Source organism: Stenotrophomonas sp. STEN013, from assembly GCF_056760355.1.
This window is the reverse complement of sequence record NZ_JBRREO010000002.1, coordinates 473,450-499,946: the sequence shown is the minus strand read 5'-3', so window position 1 is coordinate 499,946 and position 26,497 is coordinate 473,450. Positions and strand designations below refer to the sequence as shown.

The window sequence follows — 26,497 nt, the reverse complement described above, 5'->3', positions numbered from 1 at the left end:
TGCAACGGGTGGGTGGAGCCTTGCTTCACGGAGTCGGCTGCACGGAAATACTCAATTGGTTTTCCGTGGCATTGCTCGATCCCGCGATCTGATTGAGTTGCAGCACACCCTCGAACCCACGCAGTGCGGAGGCTTCCACTCCGACCTTGCGGGTTCCCGGGGACGCCAGTCCGCCGGCGGTACCCTGCCCCCCTGCCGACGCGAACGAGCCTGCCGAAGCCATCGCTTCATTGGTCGTTTCGCGTATGCCCTGGTCGGCCAAGACAGCAACCACGGAGTTGAGTTCCGTATTGCCGCTGCCACTGGCCTGATTGATCGAGGCAATCCCGTTCGCGCCAACCAGCGCCTGGCCACCCAGGGTGGCGCTGGCGTGCAGTGGCATGTCGAACTGGTTGCCCCGTTGTTTCTGGATGGCGCTGACGCTCGCCAAGGCGGTCTTGCCTATCGCCATGCTGTGCAGATTGGCCTGCAGATTGAGATCGCCTGCGGCCATGTTGACCGCGACCGCGCCGCTGCTGCCGGACAGCACATTGCCGTCGATGCGGCTGTTGGCCAGGTACGTCAGCATTCCGGCATAGTCATCCTGGGACTGCGCCTGCGCCTGGGCGGCCAACCCCAGCGATGCACCCGCCAACAGCAGAAATCCGAGTCGGTTCATGGTCATCGCTCTCACTTGCCGCCCGGACCACTGCCGGCCGGCTGACCCAGCGGGAACTGCGCAAATGCACTGCGCACCTGGTCACCGATGCCGCGCGTGGCACCGCTGACAGCCCCCATCGGCCCACCGATGGCCTGGCCAAGCTGATTGCCGGAAAGCACGCCGCCGTCACCGGTCGCCCGTCCGAGCGTGCCGGTCACCGCCGTCGAGGTCACCCGTTCCACCGTGGTCTGGTGCGGCGCTGCCTGGGTCAGGCCCGAGCCCATCGCCGCATATTCATCATCGGAAAGCTCATCCATCCCGATGGAGACACCCAGGGCGGTTCCCACTTCACGCTTCGGCGAGGGTTCGGCGATCAGCGCCATCCCCGGCGGCGCGGGGCGATAGGCCATCCGTGCGGAGACATCCCGCAGCAGTACCATTTCGCCGGGCTGTGCCTTGACCCCCTGGCGGGCGCCCGAGGCCATGACGGTTACCGGCATGGCGACCAGCAAGGCGAAAGCGGCGATGCACTGATAGCGATGTACGTTGCTGTCCATTTCCTCGTCCACATCTCATCTGCGGACAGGACTACGCAGCAACCGTGCCAACTTTATTTTGACAATAAAAACAGCAACTTGCGGAGAATCTGGCAAACGGGAAACTCACCTTCCTGTAACACCGTTTTCAGCTTCAGGCGCCGGTTCGACGATCATTCAGGCGCGCGATGACGGCAGGACGCGGGCTTGAGGGGTGTATCAGGAGTGATACACCGTTGTGCTACACCCTGTTACATCCCAATCCGCCTGCGCAGGCAGCCAGAGAGAGGCCGGGCGTAGAACCGCCCACTACATGTGGCACCTGGGCGGCCTCCCGCGCACGGATCGTATGTCCGCGTCATGTCCGAGCACCTCCACCCGCCATCGCGCCAGCCGGCTACCGGCCAGCGACACGAAAACACGCCATGCAACATCGGTTGCTGATCTGATAGCCGCGGCAACATAACGGCGCTATGGGCTTGTTGCCGGGACGGCGGAGCTCGGGCAGCAATGCCTGCAGCGTCACACCGGGGACGTTATTGCGCACATCGGGCGGCAGCGCGCCCCCGCAATGACACAGGCGCATCCCTTCTCCTCGCCGTTTCAAGGTGAGCCGGCTGCTGGTGCCACTGCCCGGCACCGCGCCTGCCACTTGCCCCGGGAACCCATCCGGGTCGTTGGCGGCAATGGCCCGAAGCCCAGCCGGAGGTGCTACGCCGCCCGGCTCCGGCGCTGGAGGATCAGCCGCCGGGGGAACGCAGGCTGCGCCGCGGCAGGATGGCACGGTGCCGTTCACCGCGGCGCATCGTCAGGGGCAGCAACAGGGCCGCGAGACCCGGCCACACTCAGCCGTGCGGCTTGCCACCGGCATCGGATGCCACCGGATTGAGCGTGGCGTCATAGACCTTCTGGTCCAGCAACCCGGTTTCCTTGGCCACGATCACCGGCACCACCATCTGTCCGGTGACGTTGGTCATGGTGCGCATCATGTCCAGGATGCGGTCGATCGCGTACAGGTAGCCGATCGCCTCCAGCGGCAGGTTGGCCGCACTCAGCACCACCGTGGCCATCACCACCGCCGTACCAGGTACGCCGGCGGTGCCGAAGCTGCCCAGCACCGAGGCGATCATCACCACCACGTACTGCTCCGGGGTCAGCGGCACGCCCGTGTACTGGGCGATGAACACCGCGCACAGCGCCGGGTAGATCGCGCCGCAACCGTCCATCTTGATGCTGGCGCCCAGCGGCACCGCGAAGGACGCGTAGTCCTTGTTGACGCCGAGGTTGTCGGTGATCGAACGCATCGCCACCGGCATCGCCGCAAAGCTTGAGGAAGCCACGAATGCCACCTGCATGCCCGGCGCCGCGCCCTTGAAGAACTTCAGCGGGTTGAGCCCGTGGGCCAGCAGCAGGCTGCTGTAGACGATCAGGATGTGCAGCGCGCAGGCCACGTACAGCGCCAGCACGAAATTGCCCAGAGGCAGCAGCTTCTCGAAGCCGTAGCTGCCCACCAGCCCGGCGATCAGGCCGAAGGTGCCCAGCGGCGTCATTTCCAGCACGAAGCGGGTGACCTGGATCATGATGTCGCTCATCTGTCCGACCAGCTTGCGCGCCTCGGTCACCTTCTCGCCGAGTTTCACCATCGCAAAGCCGAGCAGGCCGGCGAAGAAGATCACCGGCAGGATCGAGCCACGCCCGGCGGCCAGCACCGTCTCGCCGGCCGCATTGACCCGCGTACCGATGCCGGCCAGCGCGTAGAACACGTTCGAAGGCACGACATCCATCAGCACCTTGGCCACCGACGGCACATCGCGCGGGGTGTAGGCGCTGTCCACGGCCAGCTTCAGCCCGCCGGTACCCGGCTGCATGATCGTGCCCACCGCCAGCCCGACGCACACCGCCAGCGCGGCGGTGACGATGAACCACAGGAAGGTACGCCCGCCCAGCGCGGCGACCGACTTCTGCCCGTGCAGCGAACCGATGGCGTTGATCACCGCGAAGAACACCAGCGGTACGGCGATCATCTTGATCAGGGTGACGTACAGCTCGCCCAGCGGTCCGAACCAGGTTTCCGCTGCCGGCCCCATCAGCCAGCCCGCCAGCGCGCCGAGTGCGAAGCCTGCCACCACGCGTTGCCAGAACGGAATCCGCAACCAGGCAGAGACCAGCTTCATATCGTAGATCCGGGTGCTGTTTCAGGGAGTGGCACCATAACGCAGGCGGCCGCCAGGAACGATGCCCTGACGGAAAAGCTGCGTGTCATCGGCGCGACTTTTCACAGCCGTCATAATGGGCGCTTGTTCATGTGAGTCCCGATCATCGCCATGTCACGTGTCACGCCTCTGTTTTGCGCCGTCTCGACCCTGCTGCTGGGCGCCTGCACCAGCCTGTCGCCTTCCACTCCGGCCAGCCCGGCCGCGGTGTCGGTGGACGTCCCCGCCATTGCCCATCCGACCGGCGAGACCCCGCAGTGGTGGTACCGCAGCGGCGCCGCCCGGGCCGCCGCCAACGGCGCGATGGCTGGCAAGGCCAAGAATGTGATCCTGTTCCTGGGCGATGGCATGAGCCTGACCACCGTCGCCGCCGCGCGCATCCTGGAAGGCCAGCGCAACGGCAAGCCGGGCGAGGAGAACCTGCTGTCCTGGGAACAGTTCCCGGCCACGGCGTTCAGCAAGACCTACAACACCGATTCGCAGACCCCCGATTCGGCCGGCACCATGACCGCCATCACCACCGGCGTGAAGAGCCACATGGGCGCGATCGGCGTCAGCGCCGGCAGCCGCAACGACTGTGCCGACAGCCTGGACAAGGAACTGCTGACCTGGTTGCAGCTGGCCGACAGTGCCGGCATGGCCACCGGTATTGTCTCCACCGCCCGCCTGACGCACGCCACCCCGGCGGCCACCTACGCCCATTCGCCCGACCGCAACTGGGAGAACGACACCCACCTGCCCGAAACCGCCAAGGCGGCCGGCTGCACGGATATCGCCCAGCAGCTGATCGCCACCGCCCGCTACGGACGCGGTCCGCTGGTGGCATTGGGCGGCGGCCGTGGCCAGTTCACCACCGTCAACGAACAGGATCCGGAGTACGCCGACAAGGTCGGCCTGCGCCTGGACGGCCGCAACCTGGTGGCCGAATGGCAGGCTGCGCACCCGCAGGGCGCCTATGTCTGGAACGCCGACCAGCTCGAGGCTGCGGCCCGTGCGCCGGCGCTGCTGGGCCTGTTCGAACCGGACCACATGCAGTACGAGGACGACCGCGCCAAAGACCGCGGCGGCGAGCCGTCACTGGCCGAACTGACCCGCGCCGCCATCGCCAATCTGTCCAAGCACCAGGAAGGCTTCGTGCTTATGGTGGAAGGCGCGCGCATCGACCACGCCAACCACAGCGGCAATGCCGCCCGCGCACTGGGCGACACCATCGCCCTGTCCGATGCGGTCAAGGCCGCGGTGGCCGCCACTTCGGCCGAGGACACCCTGATCATCGTCACCGCCGACCACTCGCACACGCTGAACTTCGTCGGCTACCCGGCGCGCGGCAACGCGATCCTGGGCAAGGTCAAGGACAAGGGTGGCGAGGACGGTACCGGCGGGCTGGACCTGGCCCGTGACGGCCTGGGGCTGCCCTACACCACGCTCACCTACGCCAACGGCCCGGGCTATACCGGCGCCAGCAACCAGCAGCCGGCCGGGCCGAAGAAGTTCCCGCACTCGCCCAGCAGCTTCGAGGCCGCCAATGGCCGCCCGGACCTGACCCACGTCGATACCGAGCACGTGGACTACATGCAGGAAGCACTGGTGCCGTCCAAGAGCGAATCGCACGGCGGCGAGGATGTCGGCATCTGGGCGCGCGGGCCAGGCAGCAAGGCGGTGCGCGGCACGCTGGAGCAGAACACCCTCTACCACCTGATCGTGCAGGCCACCCCGCGTCTGCGTGAACGCCTGTGCGCGGCCGGTACCTGCGATGCGCAGGGGGTGCCGGTGCAGCTGCCGCAGCCGAAGAAGTTCGAGCGCCAGGCCTCCGCCAAGTGACTCCCGCGCGGCGGTGTTTTCCCCACCGCCGCGCCCTCACCGCCAGCGCGCTGCTGGCGGTGCTGTTTTGCCCCATCGGGCTGGCCGCCAACGGCAGCTGCCACCCGCTCGACCAGCACGGCCAGCCCCCGCTGCAAGGCTGGCGACAGATCGCACCCGGACAACGGGAAATATCGCCTGCGGCACTGGCCCGGCTGGATTACGACGACAACGGCTTGGCCGTCCTGATGGCCGGCCGGCAGCACCACTACGTGCGCCGCGACGCCCGTTTTCTGCCGGTCATCACCGGCGACAACGGCCCCGACTACGTCGAGGAAGACCTTGCCCGCGCGGTGGTCGGCGGCAAGCTGGGCTACTACAACGTGCGATTGCAACCGGCGTTGGCTGCACGTTTCGACCGGGGGTTTCCGTTCAACAGCGGTGTTGCCGAAGTCTGCAACGGCTGCCGCGACAATGAGCCGGATGCCAACGGCCACCGCGCCCGGGTTGATGGGCAGCGTTTACGTATCGACCGGCAGCGCAAACGCCTGACGAGCCTGCGCTAGTCCGCGCGCACGGCGCCGTCATACGAATTGCGATCGCCGCACCTCGCGCCGATACTCGGCACCGTCATGAATCCGCTCTCCTCCTCCCTGCTAGATGCCGCCGCCGATGTTCCGGTGCTGGTCGGTTTCAGCGGCGGGCTGGACTCCACCGTATTGCTGCACCTGCTCGCCCACGCCCCCGGCCGTGCGCCCGGCAGCCTGCGCGCGGTGCATGTGCACCATGGGCTGCAGGCCACTGCCGACGACTGGGACGCGCACTGCCGGCGGATCTGCGCGCAATGGAACATCCCGCTGCAGGTCGTCCACCTCGAGGTTCCCCGTGACGGGGGTGAAGGACTGGAAGCGGCCGCACGCAAGGCACGCCATGCCGCGTTCGAACGGCTGATGGCGCCGGGCGAATGGCTGGCGCTGGGACATCACCAGGACGACCAGGCCGAAACCTTCCTGCTGCGCGCGCTGCGCGGCTCCAGCGTGGACGGACTGGCGGCAATGCGTGAACGCCGCCATTTCGGCCGCGGACAACTGTGGCGGCCGTTGCTGCATGCACCGCGCAGCGCGCTGGAACGCCATGCCCGGCAGCATGGCCTGCGCTGGATCGAAGACCCGAGCAACGCCAGCGACCGCTTCGACCGCAATTTCCTGCGGCTGCAGGTGCTGCCGCTGCTGGCACAACGCTGGCCCCACGCCGCCGCAGCACTGGCCCGCAGCGCCGCCCTCGCCGCCGAGGCCGAAGGCCTGCTGGCCGCACAGGACCGGCACGAACTGCAGACCTGCCAGAGGGAAGACGGCAGCCTGTCGCTGGCCCGGCTGCGGGACCTGTCGGCAGCGCAACGTGCGCGGGTGTTGCGGGCCTGGGTGCTCCATCAGCAGCTGCCGCCGCTGCCCGGCAACGGGGTGCGGGCGATCGAACAGCAGCTGCTGTCGGCGCGGGCGGACGCACAGGCCAGCTTCGCCTGGCAGAACGTGCAGATCATCCGCTGGCGTGAGCAGCTGCATTTCCGTCGCCCCGCCACGCCATGGCCGGCCGGCTGGCAGCGGCAGTGGGATGGGGCCACGCCGTTGTCCCTGCCTGATGGTGGAACCTTGCACCTGCATGGCACGCCGGGTTTCGCCACACCGCTGACGGTACGGACGCGCCAGGGCGGCGAACGCATCCGGCTGCCCGGCCGCACACATTCCCATGCACTCAAACAGTTGCTGCAGGAGTCGACTCTGCCTCCGTGGCAACGCCCGCACCTGCCGCTGCTGTGCACCGGCGATGAAGTGCTCGCCGCCGGTGACCGCCTGATCTCCGACACCCTGCAGCACTGGCTGGAGGTGAACCAGGCCACCTTGCGCTGGCAACCGGCCGGCGGATCGAATTGACCCCACCGGCCGTGCCGCTCACACTTTGGCCATGCCCAAGAAGTCCCCCAACGAAATCTCCCCGGTCGCCCACTTCGAGCAGTCGCTGGAAGAACTGGAGCAGCTGGTCGAAAAAATGGAAGCCGGCGACCTGAGCCTGGAACAGTCGCTCGGTGCCTACGAGCGCGGCGTCGGCCTCTACCGCCAGTGCCAGCAGGCGCTGGAACAGGCCGAGCTGCGCGTGCGCCTGTTGAGCGATCCGGCCCAGCCGGAAAAGTCCGAACCTTTCGATACCGCCGGCAATGACGACTGAGGCCCTGTTCACCCGCTGGCTGGCCCGTACCGAACAGCAACTCAACACCGCGCTCCCCGATCCGCCCCCCCCCCCGTACGGGCTGCATCGCGCCATGCGCTATGCGGCACTGGGCGGCGGCAAGCGCATGCGGCCGCTGCTGGTCTACGCCGCCGGCCAGCTGTTCGATGCCGACGAAGCCCTGCTGGATGCGCCGGCCGCGGCGGTGGAGCTGATCCACGCCTATTCACTGGTGCATGACGATCTGCCCGCGATGGACGATGACGAGCTGCGCCGCGGCCGCCCGACCACCCATATCGCCTTCGACGAGGCCACCGCCATCCTGGCCGGCGACGCCTTGCAGACCCGCGCCTTCGAACTGCTGGCCCGAGCCCCCTTGGCCCCCGCGCTGGCGGTGGATTGCCTGCGCACCCTGGCCACCGCCTCCGGTGCGGCCGGCATGTGTGGCGGCCAGGCGCTGGATATCGACGCCACCGGCCAGCTGCAATCGGTGGCCGAGCTGGAGCGCATGCATGCGCTGAAAACCGGCGCGCTGATCCGCGCGGCCGTGCGCATGGGCGCGTTGTGCGGCGGTGCCGGCCAAACCGACCTGGCCACGCTCGACACGTTTGCCAACGCCCTGGGACTGGCGTTCCAGGTGCGCGATGACATCCTCGATGTGGAAGCCAGTTCCGAGCAGCTGGGCAAGACCGCCGGCAAGGACCAGGCCCAAGACAAGTCCACCTTCCCGGCGCTGCTGGGCATGGACGGCGCCAAGGCCCGCCTGCAGACGCTTTCTTTGCAGATGGACGAATGCCTGCAGGGCTACGGCGAAGGCGCCAGCGCGCTGGCCGCATTGGCACGGCTGACGGTGCAGCGCACCCACTGAACCCACAGATCGCCCCACAAAAAAGGCCCGGAATTTCCGGGCCTTTTCGTTTCACCTTGCGCCGGTTACTTGATCAGGCGGATGGCGAACGGGTAGCGGTAGGCTTCGCCCCGGTTGGCGGCCAGACCGGCCAGGATGCTCAGCACGATGCAGGCGACCCACGCGGCGAAGTTGATCAGCATGCCGATCAGGATGACCGTCAGGATCGTGCCGATGATGTACACGCCGGTCAGCGTGATCTGGAAGTTGAGCGCTTCCTTGGACTGGTCGGTGAGGAACGCCTTCTCCGGCTTGTCCTTGTTCACCAGCCACACGATCAGCGGCACGATGAACCACAGCACGATGCCCGACAGATGCACCAGCATGGCAAGCGTGTTGTCATCGCCCTGCGCAGGGCTCGACGGCGGCGGCGGCGGAGTGGTGATGTTGTCGAAGTCGCTCATTGCGTTCCCCTTATTCCTTTGTTGGATTGTTGTGTCCGGCGGCAGACCGGAGTCGGTCCACGCCGCTCACCGACAGGATACGTCAATCGTTACCGGCAACCGTCATTTTCCCCACCAGGATCGAGCCGGTGGAGACATGCGAGCGCGGGTCGACGTCGCTGCCCACCGCCTCAATGCTGGCGAACATCTGCTTGAGGTTGCCGGCGATGGTGATGCCGTCCACCGGATAGGCGATCTGGCCGTTCTCCACCCAGAAACCGCCCGCGCCGCGCGAGTAGTCGCCGGTCACGCCGTTGACGCCCTGCCCCATCAGCTCGGTCACCAGCAGGCCGGTGCCCATCCCCGCCAGCAGGGACGCCCGGTCACCGGCGTTGGCGGCGACCTTGAGATTGTGCACGCCGCCAGCGTTGGCGGTGGTGGTCAGCCCCAGCTTGCGCGCCGAGTAGCTGCTCAGGATGTAGCGCTGCAATACGCCGCCGCTGACCAGCGCCGAATCGCGGGTGGCCACGCCTTCGCCGTCGAAGGCACACGAGCGCAGGCCGCGACGCAGCAGCGGCTGCTCGTCGATGGCGAACCAGTCGGGGAACAGCGAGGTGCCGGCGCTGTCGAGCAGGAAGCTGGCACGGCGATACAGCGCGCCACCGGAAACCGCACTGAGCAGGTGGCCGATCAGCGAGCGCGCCATTTCCGCACTGAACAGTACCGGCACCTCGCCGGTCGGCAGCGAACGCGGCTGCAGCCGGGCGACGGTGCGCTCGGCGGCCCGCCGGCCCACAGCCGCGGGATCTTCCAGGTCTTCCCGGGCGATGGCGCTGGTGTACCAGCCGTCACGCTGCATGCCATCGCCCTGCCCGGCAATCAGCGCGCAGCCGATGGAATGGTGGCTGCTGCGCTCGCGCCCGATGAAACCGTGCGAGTTGGCGTACACCGACAGGCTCTGCGCGGTCGCCGCCGAAGCGCCGTCGGAATTGCTGATCCGGCCATCGGCCTGGCGCCCGGCCGCCTCGCAGGCCAGCGCCAGATCCACCGCTTCCTCGGCGCTGAGTGCCCACGGGTGCCAGCCGTCCAGGTCCGGGAACGCGGTCGCCATCAGCCCGGCATCGGCCAGGCCGGCGGCCGGGTCGTCCTCGGTATGGCGGGCGATCGCGCAGGCCTGCGCCACGGTGGCCTCCAGACTGGAGTCCTGCAGGTCGGCGGTGCTGGCGCTGCCCTTGCGCTGGCCGAAGTACACCGTCACCGCGATGCCGCGGTCATGGGTGGACTCGACGGTCTCCACCTCGCCCAGGCGCACATTCACATCCAGCCCGCGTTCCTCGCTGCAGCTGACCTCGGCCTGGCTGGCGCCCATGGCGCGGGCCTTTTCCAGCAGGCGCTGGGAGATAGCGGCCAGCTGTTCCAGGCGGGGCAGGCTGTCGTCGATGCCGGCGGCATCGGTGGTAATGGCGTTCAATGCTTTATCCTGTCGATAGTTATGGCCCTGCGCGAGGCGGGGCGAATGTAAGGATGTGGAAGACGATGCGCGGACGCGACGAAGAAACCGGTGAATTCCTGGGCGAAAGCCGCAGCCAGAACCGCCGTGAGGCCCTGGAGATACTTGCCCTGGGCGAAACCCTGGTGGACCTGACGCCGGCACAGCTGGCGCGGCTGCCGATCCCCGAAGACCTGCTGCCGCATATCGAATACAGCAAGCGCATCACCGCCCATGGCGCGCGCAAGCGCCAGCTGGCGTTCCTGGCCAAGCACATGCGCCGCGAGGATGAGGCCACGCTGCAGGCCATCCGTGACGCGCTCAGCGCCAACAGCGAGACCTCGCGCCGGGAAGTGGCGATGATGCATCGCATCGAGCGCTGGCGTGAGCGCCTGCTGGCCGAGGGCGACAGCGCGCTGGGCCAGCTGCTGGACGAATACCCGCAGGCCGACCGCCAGCAGCTGCGCACGCTGCTGCGCAATGCGCAGGCGGAAAAAGCCAAGAACAAGCCGCCGCGCGCGTTCCGCGAGATCTTCCAGGTGTTGCGCGGGCTGATGCTGCCGGCAGTGATTGGCGGCGCGACTGCGGCCGACAGCGACGATGACGGCGAGCTCGAGGACGACGCGCAGGACTGAGCCCGCCGCAGGCTGCCGGCATCCACCGGCAGCCGCTGCGCTCAGCGTCGCAGGCTTCATCGGCGTCCCGCTCAGGCCTGGGTACCGCCCACGGTGATGCCCTCGATCAGCAGTGACGGCTGGCCCACACCCACCGGCACGCTCTGGCCGTCCTTGCCGCAGATGCCGACGCCTTCATCCAGTGCCAGGTCGTTGCCGATCATGCGTACCTTCTGCATGGTTTCCGGGCCGTTGCCGATCAACGTAGCGCCCTTGACCGGCGCGGTGATCCTGCCATCTTCGATCAGGTAGGCCTCGGTCGCCGAGAACACGTACTTGCCGCTGGTGATGTCGACCTGGCCGCCGCCGAAGTTGACCGCGTACAGGCCCTTTTTCACCGAGCGGATCATTTCCTGCGGGTCGTGGGTGCCGGCGCGCATATAGGTGTTGGTCATGCGCGGCATGGTCATGTGCGCGAAGGATTCGCGGCGGCCATTGCCAGTCGGCGCCACGCCCATCAGCCGCGCATTGAGCGTGTCCTGCATGTAGCCGACCAGGATGCCGTCCTCGATCAGCGTGGTGCACCGGGTGGGCGTGCCTTCGTCGTCGATGTTCAACGAACCACGACGCCCGTCCAGGGTGCCATCATCGACGATGGTCACCCCCGGTGAAGCCACCCGCTCGCCAATACGGCCGGCATAGACGCTGGTGCCCTTGCGGTTGAAGTCGCCCTCCAGGCCGTGGCCGACCGCCTCGTGCAACAGCACGCCCGGCCAGCCAGGGCCCAGCACCACGGGCATCACCCCGGCCGGGGCCGGAATCGCCTCCAAGTTCACCAGTGCCTGGCGCAGAGCCTCGCGGGCGAAGCTTTCCGGGCGCTCACCGGCAAACAGTTCTTCATAGCTGTATCGGCCACCACCGCCGGCATAACCGGATTCGCGGCGGCCCCCCTGCTCGACGATGACCTGCACATTCAGACGCACCAGCGGCCGCACATCGGCCGCCAGCACGCCGTCGCTGCGCGCGATCAGCACCGTGTCCACGCCGCCGGACAGGCTCACCATCACCTGCTGCACGCGCGGATCGGCCGCACGCAGGTACTGGTCCAGTCGCTTGAGCACCTCGACCTTGGCTTCGTTGCCGATGCTGTCCACCGGGTCCAGCGCCGGATACAACACACGACCGCCGCCGCTTACCAGCGGGCGCACGTTCTGCGCGCCGCCCTCGCGGGAGATCGCCCGGGCCGACTGCGCCGCAGCCAGCAAGGCGGCCGGCTGGATATCGTCGGAATAAGCGAAACCGGTCTTCTCGCCGGAAATGGCCCGCACACCCACGCCCTGCTCGATGGAGTGGGCGCCGTCCTTGACGATGCCGTCTTCCACGCTCCAGCTTTCACGCCGCGAGTGCTGGAAATACAGGTCGCCAAAATCGATGCCCGGCCCCAGCAGGGTGCCGAAGGTGCGCTCGAGGCGGTTGGCGTCCAGCCCGGCCGGCAGCAGCAGGCGGGACTCGGCAAGCGTCAGTACGTTATCAGTCATGTCATTCCAGATGGGGGCTTGGGCGCGGTTCGCAAGCCGATGCGGGGATCACGGGGAGCCGCGGTTGTCGGGGCTGACCAGCGGCGGCGGTACGCGCGGCGCCTCGCGCTCGACCACATCCACGGTGGGATCTTTCCATGGCCCGGTGACTTTGTAGGTCTTGGCACCGATGGTCCCCAGCGGCTTGCCGAGCACCGCGTTGGCCGCAGCACCGACCGCCGCGCCAATCGGCCCGGCCGCCACCGCGCCGACCACGGTCAGCAGGTTGCCCGAACGCGGATTCACATCGATGGTCTGGTCGAACTGCTGGCTGCGCAGATCGGTCTGGCCCCGGATGGTGATGTCCGCCGCCGGTCCTTCCATGACGATCTGGTCGGTACGCGCCACACCGTCGCCAAACCGCACCTGGCCCTCGACGCGGTTGAACGCCAGACCCTTGGAATAGAAATCGCGGAAATCGAACATCAACCGGCGGGGCAGCTGCGCCACGCTGAGCAGGCCCAGCACCCGCCCGGCGCCCGGTTCAACTTCCAGCAGCTGGCCGTTGCGGGCGTCCAGACTCAGCGAGCCCTCCAGCGCGGCCAGCTGGAACGCCCGTGGCGCGCCCGGCCAGCGGGCATCGAACCGCACCTGGCCCTGGCCGGCGCGCAGCTGCCCGCCGTAGCCCAGGTTGTCCATCAGCCCGCCGAGATTGTCGCTGTCCACCTGCACCGCCACGTGCGTGTGCGCCTGGGCGCCGACGCCGCGCCACTGGCCTTCCACATCGATCGCCTGTTTGGGTGCGCGGAACTGCAATTGCTCGACCTTCAGGCCATCGGCCAACGGCCGGGTCCGCAGCACCGTCCGGCCCAATGCGGTCCTGCCGACGCGCAGGTCTTCGATATCCAATGCCAGCGGCGGGATATTGGCCGGATCGAGCGGATCGGCGGCCGCGCCAGCCTCGCCCATGCCCGCGGCTTCCTGCCAGTGCACCCGCGCCAACTGCCCGCGCACGGTGCCGCCCCGGCCATCGGGCACCGTCAGCGTGCCGGCCAGTGCCGGCCCGTCCAGCTGCACGCCGATGACGCCCGGCTCGGGCCGCAACCGCAGCCGGGTCTGGTCAAAATGGCCACCGATCAACAGCAGCCGCTCGGCCAGCACATCCACCTGGTTCAGCGCCAGCCCGGCGCTGTCCGCGTCGCCGCCGCTGCTGCCGCGCGCAAGGGCGATCCACTCCAGCGCGTCCAACGCCGGTGTGCGCCCGCTGACCACCAGGCCCTCGGCCGGCGGCTCACGGTCCACCCGATCACTGCCCATCGTGACCTGCACGCCGGTCTTGCCATTGTGGGTGCGCGCGGCCAATGCCAGACGCTGGCCGAAAGCGACTTCAGTGATGCCGCTGCCCAACGGCAGCGCCGCCGACACCGTGGTGCCCAGCGCTTCGGCCGCCGGTTTGTCCAGCGGTGCCGGGAACTGCAGGCGCGTGCCCTGCAGCGCCGAACGCAACGTCAGCCGGGTCGGCGGCACGGAACGGTTGCCGGGCGCACCCTTCGGCAAGGTGACTCCGATCGTCCACTGCGAGGTGCCCTGGATATAGGGCCGGAGCCAATCCAGCTCGGGCGCCCGGTCAAGCAGATCGCTGGCGCTCAGCGCCGCCGTCAGCTCGGCCTCGAACGCATGGACCGGATCGCGCACCGGCGCGCCGGCGCGCAGCGTCAGCAGGCCATCACGCTCCCGGTGGCGCACCGCCAGCGCCGGCGCATCAAAGCCATTGCCGCCGTAACTGGCCGTGCCGCGCACATTGTCGAACTTCAGATCCCACCGCTTGTCGGCCAGACTGGCTCCGCGCAGTTCCACCTCGCCGGCAAGCCGGCCCGCGCCGCCGCGCAGTGGCTGCAGCAGATCGAAGGTCACACTGGCCGGTCCGGACACTGCCAGGTTGTCCAGGGTTTCGCCGTAGCTGGCCTGCAGCGGACTCTTGCGCAGCATCGCCAGCAGGTGGCTGCTGTCATCGACGGTACGTGCGGCCACATGCAGGCGCGACTCGCGGAAATCGGCAATCCCGGCCTGGAAACTATCGATCTTCACCCCGGCCAGCTCGCCCTTGCCCTGCAACGCGAAACCGTTGGCGATAAAGGCGATGTCGCCATCCACGTCATTGATGAGCGGCCAATCGCCAGCAAAGCGGATCGCCCCCTCATCGATCCGGCCACGCGCCTCGAAGCGACCGTTGTGGCCATTGAACGGCCAGTCGTCCATGTCGCCTACCGCCAATGCGATGCCGTCGCGCAGGTGACCGTCGACCAGCGCCGCGTCCAACCACGCCACCGCCGTCTCACTCATACGCGAGCGCACCCAGAAGCGCTTGGCCACGGTCATCGGCACATCGTCCAGCTTGGCCGCCAAGTTGATCCATGGACGTGTGCCGTCACCCTGGAACCACAGTCCGCCCCGCAGATCGGCCGCATAATCGGTGCCCTGCACACGCAACGCCGGCGTGCCCACCTGCCAGCCGGCGCCTTCGCGCCAGCCCACCAGTTGCCCGCGCAGCTTCAGCTCGTGCGTGGTGGCAAAGCCGGTAGGCCAGTCGAACTTGACCGTGTGGTCCGGCCGCAGCGTCAACGCCACCGCCTGGCCATCGCCCTCGAAATGCCCGCGCAGACCACTGAGCCCCGGACTGTCAGCGATGGCGGCGAATGCCGCCTCTTCCAGCTCGCCGCGCCCGCGCAACGCGCCACCGCGGTGGCCGGCGATGCTCACATCCGAAAACCGCAACACCGGGCGGGCGCGATGCAGCCACTGACGCAGGGGCGGAGAGAGCTGTTCACCCAGTGCGGCCACGCGCAGCAGCGGCGTCACATCGATCTGCTTGCCCTGCAGGGCGAAATCGTTGCCGCCGGCCAACAGCAGACCATCGAGTGATTGCATGCGCCCTTCCGAGGCGATGCGCAATTGCGGCGCGTCCAGCCGCCAGCCGCCCTCGATCTGCCTCCAGCGCGCGCGTGCCTGCACCCGGTGCAGAAATGTGGAAGGCGCCTTCGTGCCTTCGCTGAACGGCGCTCCGGCCAGTAGCAGCCCGTTGAGGTCGGCATCAACCGTCACCGACACGACCTTGTTGTCACGGACCTGCAGCCAGCCCCGCGCCGCGCCTGTCCCCTGCTGGACACTCACCCCGGCAAAGCGCAGCAGCGACGACCAGGCCGATAGATCGGCCGGCGCGGCCGCCAGCCACGCCTGTCCATCGCCCTGCTGCCGGTCGAAATCCAGCACCGCGGTCACCGGCGGCGCCGCGGTGTCGATCCAGCCCTTGGCACCGGCACGCAGCCGCTGGCCGTCCACCCGCAGGCGCAGATCGATGCGCGGAATCTCGGTCGCCACGCCCAGCGATGGCGCATCCACGCGCAGGCGGCCGCCGATCACCTGCAACTCGCCCAGCCGCCGCAGGGTTTCCAGCGGGTCGCCCCCGTTGCGTGCACTGGGCAGCCCCTGCACGGACCAGCGGCCGTCTTCGGCGCGCTGCAGGGTCAAGGCAAGGCCGCGCAACCGCAGCTCGGTCAGCGGCGCACCCGGCAGCAGCCCCGAATACAGCGCCACCAGCACTTCGGCCTGGCCCACCCGCACCCCTTCGCCCTGGCCGATCCGCAGGCCGTCAAGCCGCAGCAGCGGGCCGCGACGGGTCCAGCGGGTGTCCAGATGCTCGAAGGCCACCGGTTGCCCGGCGCGCGCGCTCAACCATGCGGCGACCTTGTCCGGGTGGGACTGCACCAGCGGCAGCAACTGGCTGAAGGTGCCCACCAGCAACGCCACGCACACCAGCGCCAGCGCCAGCGCGTACAGCACATGGCGTCGCAACCGACGCAGACGGTGGCGCAACAGCGTGGTCATCAGGCCACGCCGTCCTCCTCGACGGGGATCAGGACTATGTCAGAGCAACACGACATCGAACTGTTCCTGCAGGTACTGGTCATCGGCTTGGAAGCGGATGCTCTTGCCAAGGAACTCCTCCAGCTCGGCCACCGCCGCGGACTCCTCATCGGTGATGCGCGCCACCACTTTGCTGGAGGCGATCACCAGCAGTCGCGCGGCCTCGAACAGGCGCACGGCACGGGTGATCTCGCGGAAGATCTCGTAGGTCACCGTTTCGGTGGTCTTGATGCTGCCGCGACCGTTGCACTGCGGACAGGACTCCGACAGCTGGCGCTCCAGGCTTTCCACCGTACGCTTGCGGGTCATTTCCACCAGACCCAGCGGCGAGAAGTCGTAGACGGTGGTCTTGGCATGGTCACGGGCCAGCGCCTTTTCCAGCGTGCGCAGCACCTGGCGGCGGTGCTCGGCGTCATCCATGTCGATGAAATCGATGATGATGATGCCGCCCAGGTTGCGCAGCCGCAGCTGTCGCGCCACTGCCTGCGCCGCCTCCAGATTGGTGCGGAACACGGTTTCTTCCAGGTTGCGCTGGCCGACGAAGGAACCGGTGTTCACATCGATCGTGGTCATCGCCTCGGTCTGGTCGATCACCAGATAGCCGCCGGATTTGAGCGGCACCTGCTTGTCCAGCGCGCGGCCGATCTCGTCCTCGACCCCGAACATGTCGAAGATCGGGCGATCGCCGGCGTACAGCTCCAGCTTCTCGCCGAGCACCGGCATGTACTTGGCCACGAACGCCTGCAACTGGGCGAAGGTTTCCTTGGAATCGACCTTGACCTTGTCCACATCCTTGCGAATCAGGTCGCGTACCGAGCGCAGTGGCAGGCTCAGGTCTTCATAGATGGTGCTGCAGGACGGCACTTCGCGACCGCGCCGCTCGACCACCGCCCAAACCCGCGAAAGATAGGAAATATCTTCAGCCAGCGCCTCGGCCGGCTGGCCTTCGGCATTGGTACGCACGATATAGCCGTAGCCGCCGTGCTGGGCGGAGATCTCGGTGACCAGTGATTTCAGGCGTGCGCGCTCGGCGTCATCCTCGATGCGGGCGGACACGCCCACCATCTTGGACTGCGGCAGCAGCACCAGGTAGCGCGAGGGAATGCTGATCTGGGTCGTCAGGCGCGCGCCTTTGGTGCCGATCGGGTCCTTGACCACCTGCACCACGATATCCTGGCCGTCACGCAGCAATTCCACGATCGGCACCGAGGACGGCAGCGGCAGAGTGGGGGTGGTTTCCTCGGTATCGGCGGTGACCGGCGCCGGTCGCACCACGTCATTGGCGTGCAGGAAGGCCGCGCGCTCCAGGCCAATCTCGACGAAGGCGGCCTGCATGCCGGGCATCACCCGCTGCACCTTGCCCTTGTAGATGTTGCCGACCACACCACGGCGCCAGCCGCGCTCGATGTGCAGCTCCTGCAGCATGCCGTTCTCGATCACCGCCACGCGGGTTTCGCGCGGGGTGACATTGACCAGAATCTCTTCGGACACGTCCTTCATTCCCCCTTGTCCATGGAATCGTCCGCCCCTGCGCCGAATTCGCGCAGCAGCTCCCCTGTCTGTTGCAATGGCAAGCCCATCACGCCGGAATAGCTGCCGGCCAGATGGCTGATGAAGCGCTCGGCGCCGCCCTGGATCGCGTAACCGCCGGCCTTACCCATCGGCTCGCCACTGGCCACGTAGCCGGCGATCTGCGCCGCGCTCATGGCCGCGAACGTCACCTCTGAACTCACCAGCTGGACCCGCTCGCGCCCGTGGGCGACCAGCGCCACCGCGGTCATCACCCGGTGCGTGCGCCCGGCCAGGGACGCCAGCATCGCTGCCGCATCCGCCGCATCCACCGGCTTGCCGTAGACCCGGTCGCCCAGTACCACCTCGGTGTCCGAGCCCAGCACGACCGCATCCGTATCCTGCGCAACCAGCGCCAGACCGGCGCGCGCCTTGTCCAGCGCCACCCGCCGCACGTAGGCTTCGGGGGTCTCGTCCGCGCCGCGGACTTCCGGCACCTCCAGATCCAGCGCCCGGAAAGGCACGTCAAGCCGCGACAGGAGTTCGTTTCTGCGGGGGGAGCGGGAGGCAAGATAGAGCATCGAAGAAGGATAACCTGCGCGGCCTGACTGAATGATCGGCGAAGCAAGGAAAGCCATCCAAACCCCGACACGGCTCACTACCCGTTCATCGCCCTGCGTTCACCTTTCCGGTCCAATCCAAGGAGGATCACCATGCGCCACACCGCCCTCGCGCCACTGCTGCTGTCCCTGTCACTTGCCCTGGGAGCTTCGATGTCCGCCCATGCCCAAACCGTGCCCACCGTGGTGGCCAGCGATGCCACCTTGCTGAACATCTCCGCCCAGGCCGAAGCGCGCCGGGTGCCGGACGTGGCCACGCTGTCGGCCGGCGTGGTCACCCAGGCCGCCGACGGCAACACCGCCATGCGCGAGAACGCGCTGCAGATGGACAAGGTGATGGCTGCGATCAAGGCGGCCGGCATCGCCGAGCGCGATATCCAGACCAGCGGCATCAACCTCAGCCCGCAGTACCGCTACACCGAGAACGAAGCACCGAAGATCACCGGTTACCAGGCCAACAACACGGTCAGCCTGAAGGTGCGTGACATCACCAAACTGGGCAAGGTGCTCGACAGCCTGGCCGCCCAGGGGGCAAACCAGATCAACGGCCCCAGCTTCGAAATCGACCAGCCCGAGCCGGTCTATGACGAAGCCCGCCTGGCCGCCCTGAAAAAGGCACAGGCCCGCGCCGAGACCTATGCCAAGTCGCTGGGCCTGCGCGTGCGCCGCATCGTCAGCATCTCCGAGGGCAGCCAGGGCGGCTTCCGGCCCATGCCGATGATGGCCATGGCCGCTGGCCGCAGCGCCAAGGCCGAGATGGATACAGCCGTGTCGCCGGGTGAAACCACGGTCTCGGTGAATCTGGATGTGGTGTTCGAACTGGGACGCTGATCGGCACCCGGCGCATCACCAACAACGGCGCCTACGGGCGCCGTTGTTGTGTGCGAGGCCGGCAAGCGCCATGCGTATATGTGCCACGGGCACCCGTCCGCATGCGAGGACGAAGCTGTCCGGCGCTTAACCGCGAACAGCGGCCCCTCTTGCCGGTTTGCGCATTTGCGGGCGCACTGCAGCTGCAGACAGGGAGCCTGCAGCTCCGTCCTGCATCACCGCGCGTTGTTATCCGTCACACGCCCACGCATGGAGGTGGAACATGGTCCGCACGCAGCACCGCGTCACGTCAGTCCATTTCGAACCGTCACGCATACTCGCCTACAGCACCGCCATCGCATTGCATGGATTGGCCCTGGGGTTGCTGCTGATTCCCCTGTCACAGGCGCCCATCCGTACCATTGCGGTGCCGGAACCGCGCTGGCAGATATCCGAAGCCAAACCGGTACAACCACCGCCCCCGCCGCTGCCCCCGGAAAAGCTGGTCAAGGTCACCTCGTCACCCGCGCCTCCACGTCAACCGGCGTTACCCACACCCGTGGAAACCTCGCCGATGCCGGTATTCGCCACCGAGGCGGTGATCGCACCACTGGCAGATATCGCACCGCCCATCGCCGACGTTCCGGCGACGGAGGTGACCGGCACCGGAATGCCACTGGAAGGCGTGCAGCTGCGCTACCGGAACGCGCCTGCGCCCGCCTATCCACGCGATGCCCTGATGGCCAATGCACAGGGCACGGTGGTGCTACGGGTGCTGGTCGGCGAGGACGGTGTACCGCTGGAGGTAAGCATCGAACGCAGCAGCGGCCATCGCAGTCTCGACAACGCCGCCCGCAGCCAGGTGCTGCGCCGCTGGAAGTTTCAACCGGCCACCGATGGCGGTCAGCCGGTGAAGGCCTACGGACTGATCCCGGTGGATTTCAAGCTGGGTTGAAAACACGGCAGCGCCTGCACCCGGAAAAGCCCAAAGAAAAAGCCGCGATCGCTCGCGGCTTTTTCTTTGAATCCTGGCGCCCGAAGTTGGACTCGAACCAACGACCCCCTGATTAACAGTCAAGTGCTCTAACCGGCTGAGCTATTCGGGCGGGGACGCGCATTCTATAGGGTAATCACGCGCGATGGTAGGGGTGATTTGCGATCATCGCCGCTGCGCGGTACAGCTGCTCGGCCACCACCAGTCGAACGAGCATATGCGGCAAAGTCAGCGGACCGATGGACCAGGTTTCATCGGCCGTTGCCGAGACCTCGGCGGCATGTCCTTCCGGGCCACCGATAAGAAATGCGAGATCCCGGCCCTGCGAGCGCCAATGCTCCAGCCGCTGCGCCAACTGCTCGGAGCTGAGCTGGCGTCCGGGCACATCCAGCGCCACGACGTAGGGATTCTTGGGCAGCGCGGCCAGCACCCGCTTGCCTTCTTCCTCGATCGCCCGCTTCGGATCACGTCCCTTGCCGCGCAGGCCCGGCTCGATCTCCACCAGCTCCAGTGGCAGCCAATGCGAAAGCCGCTTCTGGTATTCGGCAAATCCCTGCGCCACCCAGCCGGGCGCGCGCTCACCTGTGGCGATCAATCTGGCTTTCATGGGGCGCTGCCCTCCCGGATCACATTGCACTGTCTGAAACAAGGACGGCGCCCTGCGGCGCCGTCGCACAGTCCTCCGCTGCCGGCTCAGCCCGCCGCGGATTCGTCATCCTGATCCTGCCCGCCAACCGGCGGCTGATCGCCCACGGTCCACAGGCGTTCCAGCGCATAGAACTCGCGCACGCGCGGCAGCATGACGTGGACAATCACATCGCCCAGATCGACCAGCACCCACTCCGCCTCGCGCTCGCCTTCCACGCCCAGCGGCATCACACCCAGGTTCTTGGCAAAACGCACGACCTCATCGCCGATGGATTTGACGTGACGGGTGGAGGTGCCGGAAACAACGACCAGGTAATCGGCGACGCTGGAACGGCCGCGGACGTCGATCTCGACCGCATCCCGGGCTTTCATTTCCTCCAGCGCCGAATGCACGCAGGCCAGCAGGGCCGGAACGGAAGGCGGAGGGCTGGGCAACTGGGTTTTGATGACTTGGGCTTCGGTGGTCAAAGCGGCATAACTCGATGAATAAGGCGGTGATTATAGAGAACCCGGCCGCTGCCGGCATTCACGAATCGGACTGGCATCCGTACAGGCGGTTTTCGACGATGAAATCGGCCACCCGTGCCGGCACCAGTTCCCGCCACGCGCCGCCGCCGGCGATCAGGCGGCGCACCGCAGTGGCCGACTCGGCCTGCAGCGGCTGGCGCAGCCGCAGCACCCGCCCACCGGCCGCCGTCCGCAACTGCGCGACCGAATCGGCCCACGCGCCTTGCAGCCGATCGGCCAGTAGCGGCGGCAGATCGCCCTCAAGGGGGCTGCCCGGGCGATCGGCCACCACTAGGTGTGCCAGCTCCAGCAGCCGTTCCCATTCGTGCCAATCGGGCAGGCCCAGCAGACTGTCGGCCCCGATCAGCAGCGCGACCGGCCGCGAGGCGCCGATCTGCGCGCGCAGCTGGCGCAGGGTATCCACCGTCCATGACGGTACACCCGGCTGCTCTTTGGCCCGCACCAGCTCACGCAGGTCCACGCTCAACCCGGCCTCATCGGCGAGCGCCAGTTCCAGCATCGCCGCACGCTGCGTCGCGTCGGCGCCGGGTGGCGCCCTGTGCGGCGGATCAGCTGCCGGCATCAGCCATATAGTCGTTGCGAGTTCATCACGCGCGCAGCGGGCGATGGCCAGATGACCGTTGTGGACGGGGTCGAAAGTCCCGCCATAGAGGACCCACAGCCGGGAAGGCTCCACCGTTGCCGGCATCTCAGCGGGATCCGCGGACCAGCAGCCGCACCGCTTTTGCCTCGGCCAGCGCCAGCAGCAGACGCTCCAGTCCCAGCCACGGATCGCCCTCGGCCCGGCCTTTGGCCATGCGATCGATCTGCGAGGCCTCGGCAACGAAGCGCTCCCAGCGCCGCGGATCGGGGTGCCGCCCCAGCGCGCGCTTGAACGGCGCCTGCCGCGACTCCCAGATCCCCTTGCTCTTCATCTCCGCGGCCAGGTTGCCGCCGGCGGCATTGATCCGCGCCAGTCCAGCCGTCAACAGCAGCTCACGGATCAGGATCGGCATCAGCGCCGCGACCACTTCGCCCTCGGCCCGCAGCCCGGCGAGCATGCGCAGCACCGCCTGCGGCTGGCCGGAAAACGCCGCCTCGCTGAGCCGGAAAACGTCGTAGCGGGCCGCATCAGCCACCAGCGACTCCATCTTCGCCACGTCCAGCGCCTGCCCGTCAGCAAGCAATGCCAGCTTGTCGATCTCCTGCGCGGCCGCCAGCAGATTGCCTTCCACCCGCTCACTCAGGCGCTGCACGGCAGCAGCATCGGCACGCAATCCCTTGGAGCGCAGACGCCGCTCGATCCAGTCACCCAGCTCGTGCGGCTTGATCGCCCAGGCCACCGACAGCACACCGGCCTTGCTGACCGCCTCGGCCCACTTGCCCTGATGCGCCTTGCTCCATTCGCCCGCGGTGATCAGCAGCACCACATCGGCCGGCGGCTGCGCGCAGAAATCGCTGATGACCTCGGCGCCCTCCTTGCCCGGCTTGCCGGTAGGCAGGCGCAGCTCGACCAGGCGGCGGGCGCTGAACAGACTCGGCGCATTGAAACTGGACGCCAGTTGGCCCCAGTCGAAATCGCGCCCATCGGCATCGAACACCTCGCGCTCGCCAATGCCGTCGGCGCGCGCCCGTGCGCGTACCGCATCGGCCGCTTCCAGCACGCGCAGCAATTCGGGTCCGGCAATCAGGTAGACAGGCGCCAGCGGCTGCGAGGCCGCCTGGCTGGCCAACTGTTCAGGGCGCAGTTCCATCTAGTGGCACCCGGCCGATGCGTTGCCTCTGCCAAGCACGGCCTCAGCCTGCCCCGTTGGCGTCATCGGCGCCGCTGGTTTCCGGTTTGGCGCGCGCTTTTTCGAGATCGGCACGGACCACGCTGTCGATACGGCGCAGGATCGAGGCGGACATTTCCCGGCGCAGTTCATCGGCCAGGATTTCACGCTCGGTGGTGGTGCCGGTGGCGTCTTCCGGCGGCGAGACGTAGTCACGCGACAGTTCGATCGCCTGCTCGGGCACGATCACCGAGCCATCCGGACGCGAGAAGCTGAAGATCACCGCATAGCGCAGGCTGAACTCCTGCGCACGGCCCTGCGCATCGATGGCGATCGGAAGATCGCCCCAGCGCTCGGAGCGGACCTGCAGACGGGCAACGCCACTGCTGTCGGCCGAGGGCGTGGCCTGATCCTCTTCGACAACCGTCGCGCCCGACGCCCGCAAGCCACGGTTGAGCAGCTTCACCAGCTCGCTGTAGCGCACCGAGGACTCCACTTTCACCGCCGGCGTATCGGCGGGCAAGGTGAGCGTGTTGCGCAGATGGAAACCGCAGCCGGAGAGACTTGCGGCAAGAATCAGGGCGATCAGATATCGGGTCATGGGCACAGTCTGGCGGAGCCGGCCGGGAGCGGCAACAGGCAGGGAGCCTGCCTGATGCCGCGTGAACAGCACTTGAGATCTGCTCCGGTCAACCGGCAACGATGTTGACGATCTTGCCCGGTACGATGATGACCTTGCGGATCGTCATCCCTTCCAGGAACTTGGCCGCGTTCGGTTCGGCCAGGGCAGCGGCTTCAATCTGGTCGCGCGCCGCGTCGGCCGCCACCTCGATGGTGCCGCGCAGCTTGCCATTGACCTGCACCGCCAGCGTCAGCGCATCCTTGACCAGCGCGGCCGGATCGACCTGCGGGAACGGCTGGTCTTCCAGCAGCGTTTCGGCATGGCCCAGCAGCTGCCACATCGCATGGCAGGCATGCGGGGTGATCGGATTGAGCATCAGCACCGTCGCCTGCAGCGCTTCCTGGCGTACCGCGCGGCCCTGTGCGCTGTCGTCGTTGAACTTGGACAGCGAGTTGAGCAGCTCCATCACCGCGGCGATGGCGGTGTTGAAGGCGTGGCGGCGACCGTAGTCGTCACCGACCTTGCCGATGGTCTCGTGGGTCTTGCGGCGCACCGCCTTCTGCTCGGCGGTGAGTGCGGCCACGTCCAGCGCCGGTGCGGCGCCGTCGGCCACGTGCTTGTGCACCTGCGCCCACAGCCGGCGCAGGAAACGCGCCATGCCATCGACACCGGCCTCGTTCCATTCCAGCGACTGCTCCGGCGGTGCGGCGAACATCGAGAACAGACGCACCGTATCGGCACCGTACTTGCCCACCATCGCCTGCGGATCGACGCCGTTGTTCTTGGACTTGGACATCTTCTCCGAGCCGCCGACCACCACCGGCTGGCCGTCGGCGATCAGCGTGGCGCCGGTGATGCGGCCGCGCTCGTCCCGCTCGACGTGGACGTCGGCCGGGTTGATCCAGTCCTTGGAACCGTCCGGATTCGGCCGGTAATAGGTATCGGCGATCACCATGCCCTGGCACAGCAGGTTCTGCGCCGGCTCGTTGCTGTCCACCATGCGTGCGTCGCGCAGCAGTTTGTGGAAGAAACGGAAGTACATCAGGTGCAGGATCGCGTGCTCGATGCCGCCGATGTACTGGTCCACGGGCAGCCAGTAGTTGCCGCGCTTGTCCACCGCGTCCCGGGCACCGGGCGAGGTGTAACGGGCGTAGTACCAGCTGGACTCCATGAAGGTGTCGAAGGTGTCAGTCTCGCGCTCGGCCGCGCCGCCGCACTCCGGACAGCTGGTCTTACGCCACTCCGGATCGGCCTTGATCGGCGAACCGGTGCCCAGCAGGGTCACGTCCTCCGGCAGCACCACCGGCAGCTGGTCTTCCGGCACCGGCACCGCGCCGCACTTGTCGCAGTAGATCACCGGGATCGGGCAGCCCCAGTAGCGCTGGCGGCTCACGCCCCAGTCGCGCAGGCGATAGTTCACCCGGCGCTGGCCCTGGCCCTTGCGCTCAAAACGCTCGGCCAGCGCTTCGAACGCGCCCTGGAAGTCCAGGCCGTCGAACTCGGCCGAATTGACCAGCTCGGTCTCGCGGCTCTTGTCGCCGTACCAGTCCTGCCAGCGGTCCGCATCGTAGGTGCGCTCGTCGTCGTTCCTGGGCGACTTCAGCGCGATGACCTGCTTCTTGGGCAGGTTGTACTTGCTTGCGAATTCGAAATCGCGCTGGTCGTGGCCCGGCACCGCCATCACCGCGCCGGTGCCGTAGCCCATCAGCACGAAGTTGGCGACCCACACCGGCACCTGCTCGCCGCTGACCGGATGGATGGCCTTCAGGCCGGTGTCCATGCCGCGTTTTTCCTGGGTTTCCAGCTCGGCCTCGGAGACACCGCCCTGTTTCAGCTCGGCCAGCAGGGCGGCCAGCTGCGGGTTGCTCTTGGCCGCATGCATGGCCAGCGGATGCTCGCCGGCAATGGAGACGAAGCTCACGCCCATCACCGTGTCCGGACGGGTGGTGAACACGCGCAGCGGGTCCAGCGCGCTGCCGTCGACATCGCGCACGTCGAACTGGATTTCCAGGCCTTCGGAACGGCCGATCCAGTTGCGCTGCATGGTCTTGACCGACTCCGGCCAGCCCGGCAGTTCATCCAGGCCGTCCAGCAGTTCCTGGGCGTAATCGGTGATGCGCAGGAACCACTGCGGGATCTCGCGCTTTTCCACCAGCGCGCCGGAACGCCAGCCACGGCCGTCGATGACCTGCTCGTTGGCCAGCACGGTGTTGTCCACCGGATCCCAGTTCACCACCGAGTTGCGGCGGTAGGCCAGGCCCTTGCGCATCAGGCGGGTGAACATGCGCTGCTCGTGGACGTAGTACTCCGGCGTGCAGGTGGCGAACTCGCGCGACCAGTCGATCGCATAGCCCAGCGATTTGAGCTGGCTGCGCATGTGGTCGATGTTCTTGTAGGTCCACTTGGCCGGCGCGGTCTTGTTCTTGATCGCCGCGTTCTCGGCCGGCAGGCCGAACGCGTCCCAGCCCATCGGCTGCAGCACGTTGTGGCCGGTCATGCGCTTGTAGCGGCTGATGACATCGCCAATGGTGTAGTTGCGCACGTGGCCCATGTGCAGCGCACCGGAGGGATACGGCAGCATCGACAGGCAGTAGTACTTGGGCTTGTCCGAGGTTTCGTTCACCTCGAATGCTTTCTCGGCCTCCCAGAATTTCTGGGCGGCGGCTTCAACCTGCTGGGGATCGTAGATATTGGGTTCGACGCTGGACATGGCAACGCTGGGCAACGGCAAAGCGTGACAGGGTACCGCAGTGCATCATGGCACTCCAA

General features: G+C 67.4%; 23 protein-coding genes and 1 tRNA gene. 8 read left to right on the top strand and 16 right to left on the bottom strand.

Annotated features, from left to right (window positions below; translation table 11 throughout):
• Nucleotides 1-25: 25 nt before the first annotated feature.
• The 3 genes from ACVOMH_RS06515 to ACVOMH_RS06505 all read right to left on the bottom strand — a co-directional run bounded on the left by ACVOMH_RS06515 (nucleotide 26) and on the right by ACVOMH_RS06505 (nucleotide 3,350).
• Complete coding sequence (locus ACVOMH_RS06515; RefSeq protein WP_057505501.1) at nucleotides 26-658, bottom strand: hypothetical protein; 633 nt, start codon at nucleotides 656-658, stop codon at nucleotides 26-28.
• Between the two features lie 11 nt (nucleotides 659-669).
• Nucleotides 670-1,197 carry a hypothetical protein gene (locus ACVOMH_RS06510; RefSeq protein ID WP_481523394.1) on the bottom strand — a complete coding sequence of 176 codons (528 nt, stop codon included), beginning with the start codon at nucleotides 1,195-1,197 and terminating at the stop codon, nucleotides 670-672.
• A gap of 824 nt (nucleotides 1,198-2,021) precedes the next feature.
• Nucleotides 2,022-3,350: a dicarboxylate/amino acid:cation symporter gene (locus ACVOMH_RS06505; protein ID WP_481551420.1), complete on the bottom strand. Its 1,329-nt coding sequence runs from the start codon at nucleotides 3,348-3,350 to the stop codon at nucleotides 2,022-2,024.
• A 150-nt stretch (nucleotides 3,351-3,500) separates the two neighbouring features.
• Between ACVOMH_RS06505 and ACVOMH_RS06500 the strand changes: the two genes are divergently transcribed.
• The 5 genes from ACVOMH_RS06500 to ACVOMH_RS06480 all read left to right on the top strand — a co-directional run bounded on the left by ACVOMH_RS06500 (nucleotide 3,501) and on the right by ACVOMH_RS06480 (nucleotide 8,280).
• The gene (locus ACVOMH_RS06500) at nucleotides 3,501-5,210 is read left to right on the top strand and encodes an alkaline phosphatase (protein WP_481551419.1); all 1,710 of its coding nucleotides are present in this window, start codon (nucleotides 3,501-3,503) and stop codon (nucleotides 5,208-5,210) included.
• A gap of 59 nt (nucleotides 5,211-5,269) precedes the next feature.
• The gene (locus ACVOMH_RS06495; protein WP_481551418.1) at nucleotides 5,270-5,755 is read left to right on the top strand and encodes a WG repeat-containing protein; all 486 of its coding nucleotides are present in this window, start codon (nucleotides 5,270-5,272) and stop codon (nucleotides 5,753-5,755) included.
• A gap of 66 nt (nucleotides 5,756-5,821) precedes the next feature.
• A complete protein-coding gene (gene tilS, locus ACVOMH_RS06490; protein ID WP_481551417.1) occupies nucleotides 5,822-7,120 on the top strand; it encodes a tRNA lysidine(34) synthetase TilS in 1,299 nt (432 codons plus the stop codon).
• A 31-nt stretch (nucleotides 7,121-7,151) separates the two neighbouring features.
• Entirely contained in the window at nucleotides 7,152-7,412 is a 261-nt protein-coding gene (locus ACVOMH_RS06485) for an exodeoxyribonuclease VII small subunit (RefSeq protein ID WP_054660940.1), read from the top strand.
• Nucleotides 7,402-8,280 carry a polyprenyl synthetase family protein gene (locus ACVOMH_RS06480; protein ID WP_481551416.1) on the top strand — a complete coding sequence of 293 codons (879 nt, stop codon included), beginning with the start codon at nucleotides 7,402-7,404 and terminating at the stop codon, nucleotides 8,278-8,280. Before ACVOMH_RS06485 ends, ACVOMH_RS06480 begins: the two co-directional genes overlap by 11 nt.
• A gap of 65 nt (nucleotides 8,281-8,345) precedes the next feature.
• On the opposite strand, the gene ACVOMH_RS06475 is transcribed toward ACVOMH_RS06480, so the two are convergent.
• Nucleotides 8,346-8,723, bottom strand: coding sequence for a DUF4870 domain-containing protein (locus ACVOMH_RS06475; RefSeq protein ID WP_054660612.1), 378 nt, complete (start codon nucleotides 8,721-8,723; stop codon nucleotides 8,346-8,348).
• Nucleotides 8,724-8,805: 82 nt separating this feature from the next.
• On the bottom strand, nucleotides 8,806-10,173 hold the full coding sequence (gene pmbA, locus ACVOMH_RS06470) for a metalloprotease PmbA (protein WP_481551415.1): 1,368 nt from the start codon (nucleotides 10,171-10,173) through the stop codon (nucleotides 8,806-8,808).
• 65 nt (nucleotides 10,174-10,238) lie between these two features.
• On the opposite strand from pmbA, the gene yjgA reads away from it, so the two are divergent.
• Complete coding sequence (gene yjgA / locus ACVOMH_RS06465) at nucleotides 10,239-10,826, top strand: ribosome biogenesis factor YjgA (RefSeq protein WP_481523388.1); 588 nt, start codon at nucleotides 10,239-10,241, stop codon at nucleotides 10,824-10,826.
• Nucleotides 10,827-10,897: 71 nt separating this feature from the next.
• Here yjgA and tldD read toward each other — a convergent pair whose 3' ends face one another.
• Genes tldD through ACVOMH_RS06445 form a run of 4 tightly spaced genes read right to left on the bottom strand, consistent with a single transcriptional unit; the run spans nucleotide 10,898 to nucleotide 18,336 of the window.
• A complete protein-coding gene (tldD, locus tag ACVOMH_RS06460; RefSeq protein WP_481551414.1) occupies nucleotides 10,898-12,343 on the bottom strand; it encodes a metalloprotease TldD in 1,446 nt (481 codons plus the stop codon).
• 48 nt (nucleotides 12,344-12,391) lie between these two features.
• Nucleotides 12,392-16,207: a YhdP family protein gene (locus ACVOMH_RS06455; protein ID WP_481551413.1), complete on the bottom strand. Its 3,816-nt coding sequence runs from the start codon at nucleotides 16,205-16,207 to the stop codon at nucleotides 12,392-12,394.
• Nucleotides 16,208-16,246: 39 nt separating this feature from the next.
• Nucleotides 16,247-17,737, bottom strand: a complete 1,491-nt coding sequence (rng, locus tag ACVOMH_RS06450) for a ribonuclease G (RefSeq protein WP_481551412.1) — start codon at nucleotides 17,735-17,737, stop codon at nucleotides 16,247-16,249.
• 5 nt (nucleotides 17,738-17,742) lie between these two features.
• Nucleotides 17,743-18,336, bottom strand: coding sequence for a Maf-like protein (locus ACVOMH_RS06445; RefSeq protein ID WP_057505494.1), 594 nt, complete (start codon nucleotides 18,334-18,336; stop codon nucleotides 17,743-17,745).
• Between the two features lie 132 nt (nucleotides 18,337-18,468).
• Here ACVOMH_RS06445 and ACVOMH_RS06440 point away from each other — a divergent pair, with 132 nt between their 5' ends.
• Together ACVOMH_RS06440 and ACVOMH_RS06435 are read left to right on the top strand one after the other, a co-directional pair.
• Nucleotides 18,469-19,206: an SIMPL domain-containing protein gene (locus ACVOMH_RS06440; RefSeq protein ID WP_054659470.1), complete on the top strand. Its 738-nt coding sequence runs from the start codon at nucleotides 18,469-18,471 to the stop codon at nucleotides 19,204-19,206.
• A 262-nt stretch (nucleotides 19,207-19,468) separates the two neighbouring features.
• Complete coding sequence (locus ACVOMH_RS06435; protein WP_054659468.1) at nucleotides 19,469-20,140, top strand: energy transducer TonB; 672 nt, start codon at nucleotides 19,469-19,471, stop codon at nucleotides 20,138-20,140.
• A 74-nt stretch (nucleotides 20,141-20,214) separates the two neighbouring features.
• Here ACVOMH_RS06435 and ACVOMH_RS06430 read toward each other — a convergent pair.
• The 7 genes from ACVOMH_RS06430 to leuS all read right to left on the bottom strand — a co-directional run bounded on the left by ACVOMH_RS06430 (nucleotide 20,215) and on the right by leuS (nucleotide 26,438).
• Nucleotides 20,215-20,291: transfer RNA gene (locus ACVOMH_RS06430), tRNA-Asn, on the bottom strand.
• Between the two features lie 24 nt (nucleotides 20,292-20,315).
• On the bottom strand, nucleotides 20,316-20,786 hold the full coding sequence (gene rlmH, locus ACVOMH_RS06425) for a 23S rRNA (pseudouridine(1915)-N(3))-methyltransferase RlmH (RefSeq protein WP_054659466.1): 471 nt from the start codon (nucleotides 20,784-20,786) through the stop codon (nucleotides 20,316-20,318).
• 86 nt (nucleotides 20,787-20,872) lie between these two features.
• Nucleotides 20,873-21,295, bottom strand: a complete 423-nt coding sequence (gene rsfS / locus ACVOMH_RS06420; RefSeq protein WP_481523381.1) for a ribosome silencing factor — start codon at nucleotides 21,293-21,295, stop codon at nucleotides 20,873-20,875.
• A 58-nt stretch (nucleotides 21,296-21,353) separates the two neighbouring features.
• A complete protein-coding gene (gene nadD / locus ACVOMH_RS06415; RefSeq protein WP_481551411.1) occupies nucleotides 21,354-22,043 on the bottom strand; it encodes a nicotinate-nucleotide adenylyltransferase in 690 nt (229 codons plus the stop codon).
• Between the two features lies 1 nt (nucleotide 22,044).
• Nucleotides 22,045-23,088, bottom strand: coding sequence for a DNA polymerase III subunit delta (gene holA / locus ACVOMH_RS06410; protein WP_481551410.1), 1,044 nt, complete (start codon nucleotides 23,086-23,088; stop codon nucleotides 22,045-22,047).
• A 43-nt stretch (nucleotides 23,089-23,131) separates the two neighbouring features.
• The gene (locus ACVOMH_RS06405) at nucleotides 23,132-23,707 is read right to left on the bottom strand and encodes an LPS-assembly lipoprotein LptE (RefSeq protein WP_481551409.1); all 576 of its coding nucleotides are present in this window, start codon (nucleotides 23,705-23,707) and stop codon (nucleotides 23,132-23,134) included.
• A gap of 88 nt (nucleotides 23,708-23,795) precedes the next feature.
• Entirely contained in the window at nucleotides 23,796-26,438 is a 2,643-nt protein-coding gene (gene leuS, locus ACVOMH_RS06400; protein ID WP_481551408.1) for a leucine--tRNA ligase, read from the bottom strand.
• Between the last annotated feature and the right edge of the window lie 59 nt (nucleotides 26,439-26,497).

Coding starts and splice junctions, on each gene's coding strand:
- ACVOMH_RS06515 (WP_057505501.1), bottom strand. CDS start 658: ATGAACCGACTCGGATTTCTGCTGTTGGCGGGTGCATCGCTGGGGTTG.
- ACVOMH_RS06510 (WP_481523394.1), bottom strand. CDS start 1,197: ATGGACAGCAACGTACATCGCTATCAGTGCATCGCCGCTTTCGCCTTG.
- ACVOMH_RS06505 (WP_481551420.1), bottom strand. CDS start 3,350: ATGAAGCTGGTCTCTGCCTGGTTGCGGATTCCGTTCTGGCAACGCGTG.
- ACVOMH_RS06500 (WP_481551419.1), top strand. CDS start 3,501: ATGTCACGTGTCACGCCTCTGTTTTGCGCCGTCTCGACCCTGCTGCTG.
- tilS (WP_481551417.1), top strand. CDS start 5,822: ATGAATCCGCTCTCCTCCTCCCTGCTAGATGCCGCCGCCGATGTTCCG.
- ACVOMH_RS06485 (WP_054660940.1), top strand. CDS start 7,152: ATGCCCAAGAAGTCCCCCAACGAAATCTCCCCGGTCGCCCACTTCGAG.
- ACVOMH_RS06480 (WP_481551416.1), top strand. CDS start 7,402: ATGACGACTGAGGCCCTGTTCACCCGCTGGCTGGCCCGTACCGAACAG.
- ACVOMH_RS06475 (WP_054660612.1), bottom strand. CDS start 8,723: ATGAGCGACTTCGACAACATCACCACTCCGCCGCCGCCGCCGTCGAGC.
- yjgA (WP_481523388.1), top strand. CDS start 10,239: ATGCGCGGACGCGACGAAGAAACCGGTGAATTCCTGGGCGAAAGCCGC.
- tldD (WP_481551414.1), bottom strand. CDS start 12,343: ATGACTGATAACGTACTGACGCTTGCCGAGTCCCGCCTGCTGCTGCCG.
- ACVOMH_RS06455 (WP_481551413.1), bottom strand. CDS start 16,207: ATGACCACGCTGTTGCGCCACCGTCTGCGTCGGTTGCGACGCCATGTG.
- ACVOMH_RS06445 (WP_057505494.1), bottom strand. CDS start 18,336: ATGCTCTATCTTGCCTCCCGCTCCCCCCGCAGAAACGAACTCCTGTCG.
- ACVOMH_RS06440 (WP_054659470.1), top strand. CDS start 18,469: ATGCGCCACACCGCCCTCGCGCCACTGCTGCTGTCCCTGTCACTTGCC.
- ACVOMH_RS06435 (WP_054659468.1), top strand. CDS start 19,469: ATGGTCCGCACGCAGCACCGCGTCACGTCAGTCCATTTCGAACCGTCA.
- rlmH (WP_054659466.1), bottom strand. CDS start 20,786: ATGAAAGCCAGATTGATCGCCACAGGTGAGCGCGCGCCCGGCTGGGTG.
- nadD (WP_481551411.1), bottom strand. CDS start 22,043: ATGCCGGCAACGGTGGAGCCTTCCCGGCTGTGGGTCCTCTATGGCGGG.
- holA (WP_481551410.1), bottom strand. CDS start 23,088: ATGGAACTGCGCCCTGAACAGTTGGCCAGCCAGGCGGCCTCGCAGCCG.
- ACVOMH_RS06405 (WP_481551409.1), bottom strand. CDS start 23,707: ATGACCCGATATCTGATCGCCCTGATTCTTGCCGCAAGTCTCTCCGGC.
- leuS (WP_481551408.1), bottom strand. CDS start 26,438: ATGTCCAGCGTCGAACCCAATATCTACGATCCCCAGCAGGTTGAAGCC.